Source organism: Salinicola sp. NYA28a (genome assembly GCF_976982775.1).
In genome coordinates, this window is sequence record NZ_OZ334582.1 from 1,949,114 (window position 1) to 1,963,519 (window position 14,406).

A 14,406-nucleotide genomic window follows, 5' to 3' on the forward strand; every position below is an offset into this window, starting at 1 on the left:
CGGTGAAAGCGAAATCGATGCAAGGTGAATGGGTGGATCGCTGGATGGGTAGATCACCATTCGACCCGAAATCGGAAGCGAGTCCATTCGCGCTCAACTTCCTGTCGAGTCTCAACCTTGAGGGCCGGCAACGTCCTGTTGCACTGCGGTCGATCCCTGGATGCTGTCCCTAATCGCACTCCGTGCGAATTCACATCGTCCTTGAAGGTGCTTCCTTGCTGCAGCGGCATCCTGCCATCGGCAGTTTATACGAGGTTCTATTCATAAAGCGAATAGGAAATTATAAGTAAAACATTAAGTTACAAAGAAATACGTTCGATTTCCGATCCGCTCGCCAGTCTTTTTCGAGTTTTCTACAAGCCCTTGTTTCCAGACTGGAATCGCGAATCGAACGCGACGCTCCGGATGAGCCCGATGACGATCATTCCCGCTTTTAGTTGCATTTCGTCACAAGCCTGGCGGGTGAGCCGGGCGCGTAGCCGCTGCCGGCCCACACGCAGCCGCACCTCGCTGGCACTTGGCGCCTGGGGCGATGGTTCGATCGCCTCGATCACGGCACTGAGACCGTTGCGATAACTCGTCCCCTCGGGCATGGCATGGGCAAGCGCCACGTCGCGCACGCCGACGCGCAGACGTATCGGCGTGCCGGGCGGCTGTTCGAGCGCGGGAATGCGCAGCGTCTGGCCATCGTCGAGGGCGACTCGCGTCAGCGAATAGCGGCTGTCATGGTCGATCACCCGGGCGCTGAGGCGTGTGGCGGCGTCGAAGCCGCCCAGACGGTCGGTCAGGTCCAGCCGCATCATCAATTCGTCCAACTGACCATGCGCCGTCAGGCGCCCCTGCTCGATGAGCGCCAGGTGATCGGCTATCGCCGAAATCTCCGCGGTATCGTGACTGACGTAGACCACCGGGATGTCGATTTCCCGGGTCAGGCGGACGAGATAGCGCAATAGCTCCTGCTTGCGCTCGCCATCCAGCCCGGTCAGCGGCTCGTCCATCAATAGCAGGCGAGGCTGGGTCAGCAGCGCTCTGCCGATAGCGACGCGCCGCGCTTCGCCACCGGAAAGCGTGCCCGGCAGGCGTTCCAGGAGAGGCTCGATGCCCAGTAGCGACACCAGATCATCGAAGCGCGGGCGAGCGCTCGACGGCATGCCATAGGTGAGATTGCCGCGGACGCGGTAGTGCGGAAACAGCCGCGCCTCCTGAAACACGACGCCCAGTTGACGCTTGTGGATCGGCACGTGAGTCCGGTTCGCGACGTCGGTCAAAGTGCGCTCGCCGAGCCGGACGCGACCGGCATCGGGGCGATCGAGGCCGGCAATCAGCCTCAGCAGGCTGGTCTTGCCGCTGCCCGACTGGCCGAACAGGGCCGTCACGCCGCTGGCCGGCACCGAAAGCGAGATATCGAGGCTGAAGCCGCCCAGGCGCTTCTGCACGTGGCATTCCAGGGCATCGGCGCTGCTCATCGGTCACGCTCCTCGAGGCGCAGCCTGGCACGGCGGGCCAACCATTCCGACGCGATCAGCGAAAGCATGGCGATCACGATCGACAGCACGCAGAGTCTGGCGGCAGCGGCTTCCTTGCCCGGCGTCTGGATCAGGGTGTAGAGCGCCAGCGGCAGGGTGCGGGTTTCGCCCGGGATGTTCGAGGCAAAGGTGATGGTGGCGCCGAATTCCGAGAGCGCGCGGGCGAACGCCAGTACCGTGCCGGTCAGCAACCCCGGTATTGCCAGCGGCAGCGTGATCGTGAACAGCACTCGCCATCGATTGGCGCCCAGCGTACCTGCGGCGGCTTCCAGCTTGGGATCGACGGCCTCGAGCGAGAGCCTGACCGTGCGGACCAGCAGTGGAAACGCCATCACGCCACCAGCGACGGCGGCGCCTTGCCAGGTGAAAGGGAGCGAGAAGCCGAATCCCTGATACAGCCACTGGCCCAGCCAGCCGTTGCGCCCCAGCGAGAGCAGCAGCAGATAGCCCACCACGACCGGTGGCAGAACCAGCGGCAGATGCAGCAGGCCGTCGAGCAGCGCCTTGCCGCGAAATTCGTGACGCGCCAGCAGCCAGGCGACGGCGATGCCGGGGATCAGGATCCAGCCGACAGCGCTGCCGGCGATCTTCAGGCTGAGCACGATCGCCTGCCATTCGGCGTCGGAGAGCGCCATCGCCCCAAATAGCATCCAGGCCTCGGGTCTCAGTTGGCGTCGACGGGCGTAAAGCCGTAGCGGGAGAAGATCGCCAGCGCGTCATCGCCGGCCAGCCATTGACGGAACGCGTCGGTCGCGTCGCTCGGTGCCGGATTCACCACGGCGAGCGGATAGGTGATGGGGTCGTGACTGTCGGCGGGGAAAACACCTATTGCTCTGACCCGGTCGCTGGCCTTGGCATCGGTTTCGTAGACGATTCCGAGTGGCGCTTCGTCGCGTTCGACCAGCGCCATCGCGGCGCGCACGTTGTCGCCGTTGGCCAGTCGCGGCTCGAGGGCGTCCCATTCACCGATCGCTTGCAGTGCCTGTTTGGCATAGAGGCCGGCTGGTACGTGGCTGGTGTCGCCCACCGACAGCCGCTCGCCGTCGCCGAGGCGTGAGGCGATGGTGATATTACCGCCCGGCGTGAAATCCGCGATGTCGCTGGCGGCGGGGGCGATCAGCACCAGCCGGTTGCGCAGCAGATCCACGCGCTCGCCGACCGGCACGTTCTGCTTCTCGAGCCAGTCCATCCACTGTTCGTTGGCGGAGACGTAGATATCGGCGGGCGCGCCATTGGCAATCTGGCGCGCGAGCGTCGAAGACGAGGCGTAGATCGGGACGATGTCGACGTCGTGATCGGATTCGTAGGATCGGATCGCCTCGTCCATGGCATCGGTCATCGATGCGGCGGCGTAGACCTGAACCGGCTCGTTGTCGGCATGAGCGGCAAGCGGCATTGAGAGCACCAGCGCCAGAAAGCAGAAGGACGTTTTGCGGACCGATGAAGTCACGATTTTCTCGCTCACGTTTTTCGCTATGTATGAATGGAAATAACGGGAAATCACTATAGCTGTCGGTGTCGCGACGGTCGAGGAAAAATCGGGCGGCACGGCGCTCAATCGGGTTCTGAGTTCGAATCCGGCTTCGACTCGGCAAGCGGAGGCGGCTCGGCCTGGTAGCGGGTAGCGAGGCTGTCCAGCAGGGCTCGGCCGCTGGCATGTTCCGTCAGGTCCGCGGTCAGCTGGCGGTAGTGGCAGATGATCTCTCGGCCCAGGTCGGTCAGCGTGGCGCCACCGCGCTGGGTGCCGCCGGTGGCGGTATTGACCACCGGCGCCGCCAGGTGGCGGTTCATGGTATCGAGCAGTTGCCAGGCCTTCTTGTAGCTCAGGTGCATCTCGCGGCACGCCGCCGCGATCGAGCCGTGTCGCTCGATCGCTTCCAGCAGGTCGATCTTGCCGGGGCCGATCACGATCTCCTTGTCGGCGACCAGGCGAATCTGAAAGCGTGGCGTGGGGTGGTGCGTACGGGTCATGGCGATATACCTGGCATGCGAAGCGGCCTTTCTGGCGTGAGCCGAAGGTTGTAGCACAGGATAGCCACGCTCTCAGCCATCGTGACCCCATCCGGCCGTCAGGTCGACGTCACGATCGTGGCGGGGCGCGCGAACCGCCAGCGTAGCCAGTCGACCACCACGAACGCGGCAAGGCTGGCGCCCATGACCGGCAGCGCGTACCCCAGTGCGACGGCGACAACGCCAATCGTCAGCTTCGCTCGCGTGCCGAGGCCTCGATAGATCGCCGTGAAAGCTTGCGGCGCGTTGGCGCTGGTGGGGGCAACGCCGGCAAGAGACGGGCGGCGTTGCCACCACATCAGGTAGCCCCAGCACACCAATGTCGCGAGGCCCGTGGCGAAGGCGACCAGGACCAGCTGGTTGGGCAGCCCGAACAGTATGCCCATGTGCAGATCGATGCCCCAGCGGGTCAGCTTGGCCGCCAGCGGATAGTCGTCGAAATCGGCCCGATCGGTGACGGCAAACGTTTGCGGATCGAGCGCCACCTGATCGACCTGGGTCGGCCATTCCCTGGCCACTTCACGAATGGTCCAGGCCTGTCGCGGTGAGGGCGGCGGCACGATTTCGACGCTGTCGGCGTCGATGCCGGCGGCTCTTGCCGCGTTCAAGGCGTGATCGAAGTCGCCAGGCGACAGCGGCGAGGGCTGTGCCATGTTCATCCCGGCGTGTCCGGCAGTGGCATGATGCGCCGCATGCGGATCGGCGTCCCGCTCCGAGCCGGAATGCGAGGCTGCAAGATCGGTGGAGACAGCGGGGTGTCCCCCAGTCCCAGGCATGACGCAGCTGAGCGATGTTGCCGCCGGCCCACTGCGACCAGGTCAGCCCCGTTGCCGAGAAGAACAGCAGACCGATCAGCGCCACGATGCCCAGCGTGGCATGACGCCGGCGCAATCGTTGCCGGCCTGCTGCCCGCCGTGTGATTCGGCGCTGGCGCCACCACAGGAAGGCGCCGCTGAGTGCGGCGATCCATAGCCAGGACGCCGCCAGTTCACTGTAGAGTCGGCCGATATCCCCCAGCAGCAGGCTGCGGTGGAACTGATCGATGGCGGTGCGTAGCGGTAGTATGCCGCTGGTGCCGTAGACCGGCATGTCGCCGCGAATCTCCAGTGTGACCGGGTCGACGAACAGCGCCCGGTGTTCGGAGGGGCCGAATGCTTCGCCACCGAACAACACTCGAGTGGTCGTTCCCGGCTCTGGCGCAGGACGAACGGCGGCGGGTGCGGCAGCGATGCCAGCGACATGCTGGGCGGCTTCGATCTGGCGTGACAGCGGTTGGGATTCGCCGCGACTCTGGGTGGTCAGGGCGTCTTGATAGAGCCAGTTTTCGAGCTGCGGCGTCAGCGCATAGGCAATGCCGGAAAGCGCAGCCACGAGCAGGAAAGGGCCGACGAACAGGCCGACGTAAAAATGAAGGCGAGTGATCAATGCCACCCACGAGGGAGGCAGGCGGCGGCCGGTCGCCGACGAGACGGTATCCATGGATGAACTCCGAACCTGAATGATTTTCAGCGTGAGTCCCGGCCGAAGGCCAGGAGCACGTACGACGCCGGCAATGCAGCCCCGGGAGGCGGCAGTGGCGGCGACAGGAGACGGAAAGGACTTCAGGCGCGGGGCGGCGCGCGGGAGGCGTAGCGGGGATAGACCGGTGTGGTGGAGGGCAAGACCACGACGACGGGCGGATGGAAGGTTGCTGGCGGTGGCGTCGACGGCGGCAGCACTTGCGGAAGCGCGAGCCCCGGCACGTGCAGGAAGAGTTCGCAGTAGCCACACGCGGCCATGTCGAAATGGTGGAGGAGATGGGCATCGTCCACCGCCCGCGGCTGGCCGTGGGCGTGAGGTTCGGCGTCGCCATGACGGGGCATTTCCGCCATGGTGCCGACCGGCATTTCCATCAGCCGCTGCATCTGGCTGATCAGCGGCCCCGTGAACGCCAGCAGCATGGCGAACAGCGCGAGCACGGTCAGCGGGCGATACCAGCGGTGCCAGAAAGAGGTCATATCCGTTCCAGGACGACGTCGTCAGGCCGCGACTCTACCTGTTGAGGGTTTGGCCGCCAATTGTCGCTGGCGGGGTGTGTGATTATGTCGCACCGAGGGTGAGCTGCTCCGGCTGCTGGTCTTCGCCGATGAGGGCCCGCTCGTGCTGCAGAAGCCAGCGCTTGCGATCGAGCCCGCCAGCGTAGCCGGTCAGCTTGCCGTTGGCGCCGATGACACGGTGGCAGGGCACGACAAGACATAGCGGGTTGCGCCCGTTCGCCGCGCCGACGGCCCTCACCGCGCGTGGCGCGCCGATGGCGACGGCGATTTCCCGATAGCTGCACGTCTGGCCGTAGGGAACGCTCTGCAGGGCTTGCCACACGCTCAGCTGGAAATCGGTACCGCGTGGTGCCAGAGGCAGGTCGAACGTCGTCAGCTCGCCCAGGAAATAACGCTCCAGCTGGCTGGCGCAGCGCGCCGTGAGGGCATTGCCGCGCTCGACCACGTTCGGGCTGCTCGAAAAGGCGAGCCAGGTGAGGCCGTGATCGGTCGCCCGTATCTCGATGGGGCCGAGCGGGACTGTCTCGGGCGGCCGATAGATCTGGACGTAGTCGTCGTGACGCAGCGGCAGGCGCGAATCACTCAATGGCGAGAAGGTGTTCATATCACTCGATTCCACAGTTGTAGCGTGAGATAGCTGCGCCAGGGCGAGGCGGCGGCGAGATCCAGCGGTGTCGTCAGGGCCGCGAGCGCACGGCGCACGCCGACATCGCCATCCAGCCAGATATCCGGGTTTCCGTTGCCGCGAAAGTCGGCGACGTTGGCTGTCCAGGGGCCGATTCCCTTGAGCGAGCGCCACTGCTGGGGATCGTCGTCGATCTCGCTGCCGGCGTAGGCGACAGCCAGGCGGCGCACGGTGTCCCGGCGGCTACCGGGGAGCTTCAGAAAACCCAGCTCGCTGGCGGCGATGGCTTCTGCGGTGGGGAAACGACGGCGGCCCTCCTCATCGCTTTCACCGAGCCGGTCGACGAGCTGCTGGATCAACCGGTTGGCGGCGGCCATCGACACCTGCTGGCCGAGTACCGCGCGGATACCTGCCTCGAAGACGTCCCATGATCCCGGCAAGCGCAATCCTTCTGCCAGTGGAAGCGCTGGAACGGATTGGCGCAGATGGGCCTCGATGGTCTGCGTGTCGGCGTCCAGATCCAGCATTCTCCGAATCCGACGAACGATCGCATGGAGATCGCCCAGTTCGCTCAACACCAGGGTGACGTCGAACTGATGGCGCCTGGCGTCGTGGCGGGCTTCGAAGTGTCCCGTCGTCGTGCCATGGCGGATCGTGCGGCCCAATGTGTCTTCGCTCACCCATTCGAGGCCCTCGATGGCATGAAGCGCATGAAAATGGCGTAGCCGTTCCCACTGGTAAGGCGGGCGGTAGGCCAGCTTGAGCGTCAACGCGGCGCTTTTTCGGCTTTGGCGGCGGCGGATCTCGGTGGGCGTCAGCGCCATCTGGCGTTTGAAGGCGTCGTTGAAGCGGCGCAGGCTCGAAAATCCGCTGGCATGGGCGACATCGACCACCGGCAGCGTGGTTTCGTGAAGCAGCTTCTTGGCGAACAGGCACTGGCGGTAGAGCGCGTAGGCCTTGGGGGATACGCCGAAGCGGCGCTGGAACAGCTGGCGCAGGTAGCGCTCGCCAATGCCCAGCCTCTCGCAAAGCCGTGCGACGTTGCCGTCCTGGAGGGCGCCGCTGTCGATCAGTTGGATCGCTCGGGTCAGCGTGGTTCGGGAACCCATCCAGGCGGGCGAATCCGGCGCGCTGTCCGGCCGGCAGCGCAGGCAGGGGCGAAAGCCGGCGTTGGCGGCGGCGACCGCCGACTCGAAGTAGCGCACGTGCCGTTCCTGCGGGAGCGTCGCCGGGCAGACGGGGCGACAGAAGATGCCGGTGGTGCTGACGGCGATGAAGAAGCGGCCGTCGAAACGGGCATCGCGCGCTAGCCGCGCGCTTCGGCATTGCTGAGGGTCGAGCATGGCATGCGTCCTGGTCGTCGTCGCGAGCTCATTCGTCTTCTCGAGCCCATTCGTCTTGGGCTCATTCGTATCGGGCTTATTATAGTGCGCGGCCATGGGGCGACTGGCCGGATCCGGCACTGAATGCCCGTGCCGAACATAGCGGCGAACGCCGGTGCGAAGATCGGCCATAGGGCGGTGCATCAATAGGGCGGTGCATCAATAGGGCGGTGCATCAATAGGGTGGCGCATCAATAGGGCGGTGCATCAGCGAAAGGTAAAGATTACCGTCAGGATACTCCCTCCCGCGAGGCGAATTTCGCTAAGCTGTCGGCTCGTGCAGGATCGCATTTCATGGATAGTGAGGAGGCTTGATGAAATCCGTATCGGTCGGCGGGCTGGCAGTCACCAACGACGCGCCCTTTACCCTGTTTGGCGGCGTCAACGTGCTGGAGGATCTGGACAGTACGCTCGAGGCGTGCGAGGCCTATGTCGAGGTGACGCAGAAGCTCGGCATTCCCTTCGTGTTCAAGGCTTCCTTCGACAAGGCCAATCGTTCGTCGATCCACTCCTTCCGTGGGGTCGGGCTCGACGAGGGATTGAAGATCTTCGAAGCGGTCAAGCACAAGTTCGGCGTGCCGGTCATCACTGACATGCATGAAGTCCACCAGGCGCAAGCCGTGGCCGAAGTGGCGGATGTGATCCAGTTGCCGGCGTTCCTGGCCCGTCAGACCGATCTGGTCGTCGCCATGGCGAAGACGGGCAAGCCGATCAACATCAAGAAGCCGCAGTTCCTGAGCCCGGGCCAGGTCAAGAACATCGTCGACAAATGTGCCGAAGCGGGTAACGAGCAGGTCATCCTGTGCGAGCGCGGCAGTTGCTTCGGCTACGACAACCTCGTCGTCGACATGCTGGGCTTCCGTGAAATGATGGACGTCAGCGGCAACGCGCCGGTGATCTTCGATGTCACGCACAGCCTGCAGCGTCGTGATCCGACCAGCGCGGCCTCCGGTGGTCGCCGTCGCCAGGTGCTGGAGCTGGCGCGTTCGGGGATGGCGGTCGGCCTTGCCGGGCTCTTTCTCGAGGCGCATCCCGATCCCGACAACGCGCGTTGCGATGGCCCCAGCGCGCTGCCGCTGGACAAGCTCGAACCCTTCCTGGCCCAGATCAAGGCGGTCGACGACCTGGTCAAGAGCCTGCCCCGGATCGAGATCGACTGATGGCATCTCGGGATCAAACGATGGCGCGCCCGGATCGTCGCGCCCAGATCGAGCTGGTGCTGTTCGATGTCGATGGCGTGCTGACCGACGGCACGCTGTTGATCGGCCCGGAAGGAGAAGCGCTGAAACCGTTCAACGTTCGCGACGGCGTCGCGGTTGGCCTGTTGCGCCAGCATGGGATCAGGAGCGGCGTGCTCTCGGCCAAATCGAGCCAGCCCTTGATCACGCGAGCCACGCAGCTCGGCATGGACGTGATCAAGATCGGCTTCAGCCACAAGCTCGAGGCCATCCGCCAGATTGCCGAGGAGGAGGGCATCGCCGCGGATCGCATCGCCTTTGCGGGAGACGATATCATCGATATCCCGGTGATGCGGGAAGTCGCCACGGCCTACGCGCCGGCCGACGCACACTCGCTGGTCATCGAGGCGGCCGATCATGTGACGAAGGCGCAAGGCGGGCGTGGTGTCGCACGCGAAATTGCCGAAGATCTGCTCTCGGCACGTGGTCTCGATCTGCACCAGATGTACGCCCACCTGCTGGGAGACGACGACGCGCTGCGCCGGATGGTTCAGTAGGCATGTCGGCTCGTTGGCGTTTTTCAAAGCGCCAGCGGTTGTTTGAGGCTTCTGGAATCTGCAGCAAGATATCGGCTCGACGGCCCGGTCACCGCTCGCTTCGGGGCGGTGACCGGCAATTTCACAGCCCGAAGAGATGGACGATGGGAGGCAGCACGAATGCCGTGACCAGCCCCGAAAGCCCCATCGCCAGCCCGGAAAAGGCGCCGGCCACGGCGCCGACGGAGGCAAAGCAGTAGGCAGTGCCGAAGCCATGTGCCGCCAACCCCATCGAGTATCCCTGAACGGTCGGGTCGGTAATCCGGGTCAACCGGAATATCCAGGGGCCGACGATGCAGCCCACGACGCCGGTCAACAGCACCAGGCCCGCGGTCAGCGAAGGGATGCCGCCGAGCTTTTCGGCGATGCCCATGGCGATGGGCGAAGTCACCGATTTCGGTGCCAGCGAGAGCACCGTCTCGGTGTCGGCGCCGAGGATCATGGCGATGCCGACGGCGGAAACGACCGCGGTGGCGATGCCGGCCATCGTGCCGATGGCGATGGGCCACAACATGCGGCGCACGCGTTCGCGGTGATCGTAGAGCGGAATGGCCAGCGCGACCGTGGCTGGCCCCAGCAGAAAGTGCAGGAACTGGGCGCCGGCGAAATAGGTGGGGTAGTCCGTGCCGGTCACCAGCAAAAAGCCGATCAGCAGCGCAATGGCGACGATGACGGGATGAAGAAGTGGCGTTCCGCCCGCCCAGCGGTTGATTCTGGTGGCGACGATGAAGGCCAGCAAGGTCGCCAGCAGATGCAGAAGCGGGCTGGCGGAAAGGTAGACCCATACCTGCTCGAGACCAAGGCCGTTCATGCGTCATGCTCCTTGGCAGGTGTCCTTTTTCGAGCGAGGCGCTGCAAGGTCTGGCTGGTCACCAGAATCGTTACCGACGTCGATACGATCAGCGTGACGACCAGGATCCAGATTTCTCGACTGATCAGGCCGAAATGCTGGATGAGCCCTACGCCGGCGGGCACGAACAGCAGCGTCAGGTATTTGAGCAGGCCTTCGCCCATGGTCCGGAGGCTTCCCGGCACACTGCCTCGGATCATCAAGCCGATCAGCAGAATCAGCATGCCCAGGACCGGCCCGGGAACGGGAAGGGTGAAAGCGCGGCTGATGACTTCTCCCAGAAACTGACAGCCGAGCAGAATGCTCATTCCGATAATCAATGACATCTCGTCACCTTAGACTTTGGTCTAGATTTCGAGGCATTGTACCACCAGCAGGAGACGAGACTTGCCATGCAGACGCCGAGCAGGTCCAGACGGCATGTACGGACATAAAAAAATGGCCATCGGACAAAATCCGATGGCCATTCTCATGTCTGGTCGGAGCGACAGGATTCGAACCTGCGACCTCTGCAACCCCATTGCAGCGCGCTACCAAGCTGCGCCACGCTCCGGTTCCCACTGGTCTGTCAGTGACAGTCCCTGTGAAACGCTGCGTATACTACCTTGCAGTTCGATAAATGAAAAGCGCTTCTTAAGGCTTTTTTTTCAATCGCTTGCGAAGGCCTACCGATGCCGCTGGCGTGAGAGTGTTATCCCGACGCCAGCGGGGCTATCGATCCGGCCAGGCTGTTATAGCCACAGCAACTCGATCAATCCCAGACAGATCAGCGTGACCAGGATCGTGCCGGTGAGATTGAGGAAGAAGCCGGCGCGAATCATCGACTGAATCTTCATGTGGCCCGTCGCGAAGACGATGGCGTTGGGCGGCGTGGCCACCGGCATCATGAAGGCGCAGCTGGCAGCAATCGCGGCCGGTACGGTAATCAGCAACGGGTCGACGCCGAGTGACATGGCCAATGCGCCAAGTAGCGGCAGGAACGCCGCTGCGGTCGCCGTGTTCGAGGTCAGTTCGGTGAGGAAGATGATGACCAGGACGATGGCGCCGATCAGCAGGATGAGCGGCAACGTGCCGAAAACATTGAGCTGATTGGCGATCCAGTCCGCGAGGCCGGAGCCGCTGATGGTGCTGGCCAGGGCCAGGCCGCCGCCGAACAGCAGCAGGATGCCCCAGGGCAGGTCTTTGGCATCTTCCCACAGCAGCAGCGGGCGATACCGCTCGTTGCCGCTGGGAATCAGAAAGAGCGCGACACCCGCGAGCAGCGCGATCGAGGTGTCGGACAGCCACTCGATGCCCCAGTCGTTCAGAAGAGGCCGCGTTACCCAGGCCAGGGCGGCGAGCAGGAAGACGATTCCGACTCGTGCTTCCGCCGGGCTCAGCTTGCCAAGCTTGGCAAGCTCATCGCCGATGACGTTGCCGCTACCGTCGTCGAGCTGGAGCTTGAAGCCGCCGCGCGTCAGCCACCACCAGGCCACGACCATCATCGCAATGCTCACCGGCAGGCCGACGACCATCCACTGCGCAAAGCCCAGCTCGATGTTCTGTTCGCTGGAGAGATAGCCCGCGAGAATGGCATTGGGAGGCGTGCCGATGAGCGTGGCGATACCGCCGATACTGGCCGAGTAGGCGATGGCCAGCAGCAGTGCGGTGGCATAGCGCTTTACCTCGCCGGAATCGGCATTGGCGAAGAGGGAAACCACCGACATGCCGATGGGCAGCATCATGATGGCAGTGGCGGTGTTGGAGACCCACATGCTGATGAAGCCGGTTGCCAGCATGAAGCCGGCGATCTGTTGCTTGGGTTTCTGGCCGACGACGTTCAGAATGCGCAGCGCAATTCGCCGATGCAGATTCCAGCGTTGCATGGCGATGCCCAGTAAAAAGCCGCCCAGGAACAGGAAGATCGTCGGATTGGCATAACTGGCGGCGGTGCTTTTGAGGTCGGCAATGCCGAGGGCGGGCGCCAGCGGGATGGGGAGTAGCGAGGTGGCCGGGATCGGAATGGCCTCGGTGGCCCACCAAGTCGCCAGTAGCAGGGCGAGCCCGACGCAGTGCCAGGCAGCGGGTTCCATGCCGGCGGGTGCTGGCATGACTTGCGTCACGATGACCCAGATGGGGCCGAGAATGAGGCCGATTCGAGCGGCTATCGAGGGTGCGCTTGGCGCTTGATCTGCGGTGTCCGTCACGTGACGTCCTTTTTCGAGAGGCTTGAACCCTTTCTATTCTACTTAAGACGTAGAGCGTCCTGAGAGGACCGCGACTTAGCCTTTGGTCTAATATGGGGCCATGGGCGGGATACTTGCCCTCTGAACGCGCTCATGCGCGACGGCTTGTTTATCGAATTCGCCATTGAATTTCCCAGTAAAGAGCAGGTCCATGACGACATCTCTGCATTCACTCATCGCGCCTCTCGTGTCGCTGTCCCGTGAAGCCGGGGCAGCGATCGAGGCGATCGGACGAGACGCCTTCGATACCCAGCGCAAGGCGGATGACAGCCCGGTAACGGCTGCTGACCTGGCGGCTCATCAGGTCATCGTTCAGGGTTTGCCATCGATCGGCTGTCGCGATTGGCCAATTCTGTCCGAGGAGTCGGCCTCGATTCCCTGGTCGGAGCGCCGGAACTGGTCCACTTACTGGTTGGTCGATCCGCTGGACGGCACCAAAGAATTCATTCGGGGTTCCGATCAATACACCGTCAATGTGGCATTGATCGACCGGAACCAACCCGTGCTGGGCGTCGTCGAGAAGCCCCGTACTGGCGAGGTCTGGATCGGTGAGCCGGCTCGGGGAGCCTGGTATCAGGCTGGTGTCGATGAGCCCTGGCAAACCTTGCAGGTTCGCGATTCCCTGCCGTTGCGTCTGGTGGTCAGCCGTTTTCATCGCGGCGCGAGCACCCGTCGCCTGATCGAGTCACTGCCCGATGTCGAAGTCGAGGAGTTGGGAAGTTCGCTCAAGTGTTGTCGCGTGGCCGAAGGGCTTGCGGATCTCTACCCCCGGTTCGGCCCTACCAGCGAGTGGGATACCGCCGCGGCCCAAGCCGTCGTCGAAGGGGCCGGCGGTCATCTCGTGGACTGCGAAGCGTGGGAACCGCTGCGCTACAACACTCAGGACAGCTTGCTGAACCCGGCCTTCGTGGCATGCGCTTCCCTGGACGGAGCCTGGCGACCTTTCTGGGCATGCTGAGCCCGCGCCAGCCCGAGGTCGAGAAACACGCCAGTCGAGATCGAGAAAGTAGGTGTGCCCCGTGGATGCTGTTACCCTGCGGGTTGCGCCGAAATGGCAACAGCTCCTGGCTATCTATACATCCTCTACATCACCAGAAGGCGGCTTCTCTTTCATGTCGTTGTCTCTTGCGGCGGGGCTTTCCGTCCTCGCCATCCTGATTATTGTTTCTCTCGCTGCTTATGCCTGGCGCCTGTGGCGTGAGGTCGAGCGGCGAAAAGCGTTTCGGGCTGCCGAAATCGCCCGCGCCAATCAAAATTGTATCGATAGCTTGAGTGCTCTGTCGCAGGCCATGGTCGAGCGCCAGGTGGATATGGTGGAAGGGGCGTTACGTTGCAAGGTGCTGCTCGATATCATCGATAACCGCCTGGTGGAGCGGGATGCGTGGCGAGTGCTTGGCGAGGTGCAGTCCGAGGCGGAATCGCTGCATACGCACCAGGCGCGTCGTGAGCTGTCGCCGCGCGAACGCCACCGCGAGGATCTCGTTCGTGAGGAGATCGCTCAGCGACACGACGGCAGGCTCCACCTCGCAGCGATCGAGCTTCAGGCCTTTTGCCTGGATTGGGCCCAGACCACCAGTGCCAGCTCCAGCGCCCATGTCAGCTCCAGGAAGTAACACGAGCATCCTTTCATTGAAGAAGAGAGAAGGGGCTGAGAGGTTCTGGTGTCGTTCGCCGGGTGGAAGAAAGGGCAAGGCTTGTCTGGCTAAAGGATAGGGTCAGGAACGCGAAGTTTTTGCTAATCCCCTTTGCCAATCTTGGAAATGGTGCTAAAAAAGAACAGTGTTTCCCGACACGGGTTTGCATCTCGGGCTGGAATCGATAATGCTGTTGTGGAGCTGCAAAGAAAAGGGACAATGGGAACATTGACCACTGCTCAAGTCGACGCGCATGGCGGTCGCCGAGAGATTTCTTTGTCGTTGGGGAAGGAACATCTTTCTCTTGACGAATTCGGCTTCTATACTCGAAGCCGCTGGGTAAC

General features: G+C 63.4%; 15 protein-coding genes, 1 tRNA gene and 1 pseudogene. 4 read left to right on the forward strand and 13 right to left on the reverse strand.

The window, feature by feature from the left end; translation table 11 throughout:
• Nucleotides 1–353: 353 nt before the first annotated feature.
• The 9 genes and pseudogenes from modC to ACWHY3_RS08830 form a co-directional block, all read right to left on the reverse strand.
• Complete coding sequence (gene modC, locus ACWHY3_RS08790) at nucleotides 354–1,466, reverse strand: molybdenum ABC transporter ATP-binding protein (RefSeq protein ID WP_448128053.1); 1,113 nt, start codon at nucleotides 1,464–1,466, stop codon at nucleotides 354–356.
• Nucleotides 1,463–2,176: a molybdate ABC transporter permease subunit gene (gene modB / locus ACWHY3_RS08795; protein WP_448128054.1), complete on the reverse strand. Its 714-nt coding sequence runs from the start codon at nucleotides 2,174–2,176 to the stop codon at nucleotides 1,463–1,465. Before modB ends, modC begins: the two co-directional genes overlap by 4 nt.
• A 14-nt stretch (nucleotides 2,177–2,190) precedes the next feature.
• A complete protein-coding gene (modA, locus tag ACWHY3_RS08800) occupies nucleotides 2,191–2,976 on the reverse strand; it encodes a molybdate ABC transporter substrate-binding protein (RefSeq protein WP_448128055.1) in 786 nt (261 codons plus the stop codon).
• Nucleotides 2,977–3,080: 104 nt separating this feature from the next.
• Nucleotides 3,081–3,497, reverse strand: coding sequence for a winged helix-turn-helix domain-containing protein (locus tag ACWHY3_RS08805; RefSeq protein WP_448128056.1), 417 nt, complete (start codon nucleotides 3,495–3,497; stop codon nucleotides 3,081–3,083).
• A 98-nt stretch (nucleotides 3,498–3,595) separates the two neighbouring features.
• Nucleotides 3,596–4,312, reverse strand: coding sequence for a PepSY-associated TM helix domain-containing protein (locus ACWHY3_RS08810; RefSeq protein ID WP_448128057.1), 717 nt, complete (start codon nucleotides 4,310–4,312; stop codon nucleotides 3,596–3,598).
• A gap of 55 nt (nucleotides 4,313–4,367) precedes the next feature.
• Nucleotides 4,368–5,015, reverse strand: a pseudogene (locus ACWHY3_RS08815) (PepSY-associated TM helix domain-containing protein); the annotation flags it as partial.
• Nucleotides 5,016–5,137: 122 nt separating this feature from the next.
• Nucleotides 5,138–5,533: a DUF2946 domain-containing protein gene (locus ACWHY3_RS08820; protein ID WP_087720220.1), complete on the reverse strand. Its 396-nt coding sequence runs from the start codon at nucleotides 5,531–5,533 to the stop codon at nucleotides 5,138–5,140.
• A gap of 82 nt (nucleotides 5,534–5,615) precedes the next feature.
• Entirely contained in the window at nucleotides 5,616–6,176 is a 561-nt protein-coding gene (locus tag ACWHY3_RS08825; RefSeq protein ID WP_110632856.1) for a methylated-DNA--[protein]-cysteine S-methyltransferase, read from the reverse strand.
• Nucleotides 6,173–7,540: an AlkA N-terminal domain-containing protein gene (locus ACWHY3_RS08830; RefSeq protein WP_448128058.1), complete on the reverse strand. Its 1,368-nt coding sequence runs from the start codon at nucleotides 7,538–7,540 to the stop codon at nucleotides 6,173–6,175. Before ACWHY3_RS08830 ends, ACWHY3_RS08825 begins: the two co-directional genes overlap by 4 nt.
• Nucleotides 7,541–7,893: 353 nt before the next feature.
• Between ACWHY3_RS08830 and kdsA the strand changes: the two genes are divergently transcribed.
• Entirely contained in the window at nucleotides 7,894–8,739 is an 846-nt protein-coding gene (gene kdsA / locus ACWHY3_RS08835) for a 3-deoxy-8-phosphooctulonate synthase (RefSeq protein WP_448128059.1), read from the forward strand.
• Nucleotides 8,740–8,759: 20 nt separating this feature from the next.
• Nucleotides 8,760–9,314 (forward strand): KdsC family phosphatase, encoded by a 555-nt coding sequence (locus tag ACWHY3_RS08840; RefSeq protein WP_087720215.1) that lies wholly within the window; start codon nucleotides 8,760–8,762, stop codon nucleotides 9,312–9,314.
• A 121-nt stretch (nucleotides 9,315–9,435) separates the two neighbouring features.
• Here ACWHY3_RS08840 and ACWHY3_RS08845 read toward each other — a convergent pair whose 3' ends face one another.
• From ACWHY3_RS08845 to ACWHY3_RS08860, 4 genes are all read right to left on the reverse strand, one after another.
• Nucleotides 9,436–10,164 carry an LrgB family protein gene (locus ACWHY3_RS08845; protein ID WP_087720213.1) on the reverse strand — a complete coding sequence of 243 codons (729 nt, stop codon included), beginning with the start codon at nucleotides 10,162–10,164 and terminating at the stop codon, nucleotides 9,436–9,438.
• The gene (locus tag ACWHY3_RS08850) at nucleotides 10,161–10,529 is read right to left on the reverse strand and encodes a CidA/LrgA family protein (protein WP_087720212.1); all 369 of its coding nucleotides are present in this window, start codon (nucleotides 10,527–10,529) and stop codon (nucleotides 10,161–10,163) included. The genes ACWHY3_RS08845 and ACWHY3_RS08850 overlap by 4 nt, the downstream gene beginning before the upstream one ends.
• Nucleotides 10,530–10,679: 150 nt before the next feature.
• Nucleotides 10,680–10,756 (reverse strand) — tRNA-Pro (locus ACWHY3_RS08855).
• Between the two features lie 178 nt (nucleotides 10,757–10,934).
• Nucleotides 10,935–12,293, reverse strand: a complete 1,359-nt coding sequence (locus tag ACWHY3_RS08860) for an SLC13 family permease (RefSeq protein WP_448128060.1) — start codon at nucleotides 12,291–12,293, stop codon at nucleotides 10,935–10,937.
• A 286-nt stretch (nucleotides 12,294–12,579) separates the two neighbouring features.
• On the opposite strand from ACWHY3_RS08860, the gene cysQ reads away from it, so the two are divergent.
• A complete protein-coding gene (gene cysQ / locus ACWHY3_RS08865; RefSeq protein ID WP_087719676.1) occupies nucleotides 12,580–13,386 on the forward strand; it encodes a 3'(2'),5'-bisphosphate nucleotidase CysQ in 807 nt (268 codons plus the stop codon).
• 61 nt (nucleotides 13,387–13,447) lie between these two features.
• On the forward strand, nucleotides 13,448–14,041 hold the full coding sequence (locus tag ACWHY3_RS08870) for a DUF2489 domain-containing protein (protein ID WP_256961285.1): 594 nt from the start codon (nucleotides 13,448–13,450) through the stop codon (nucleotides 14,039–14,041).
• Nucleotides 14,042–14,406: the final 365 nt, after the last annotated feature.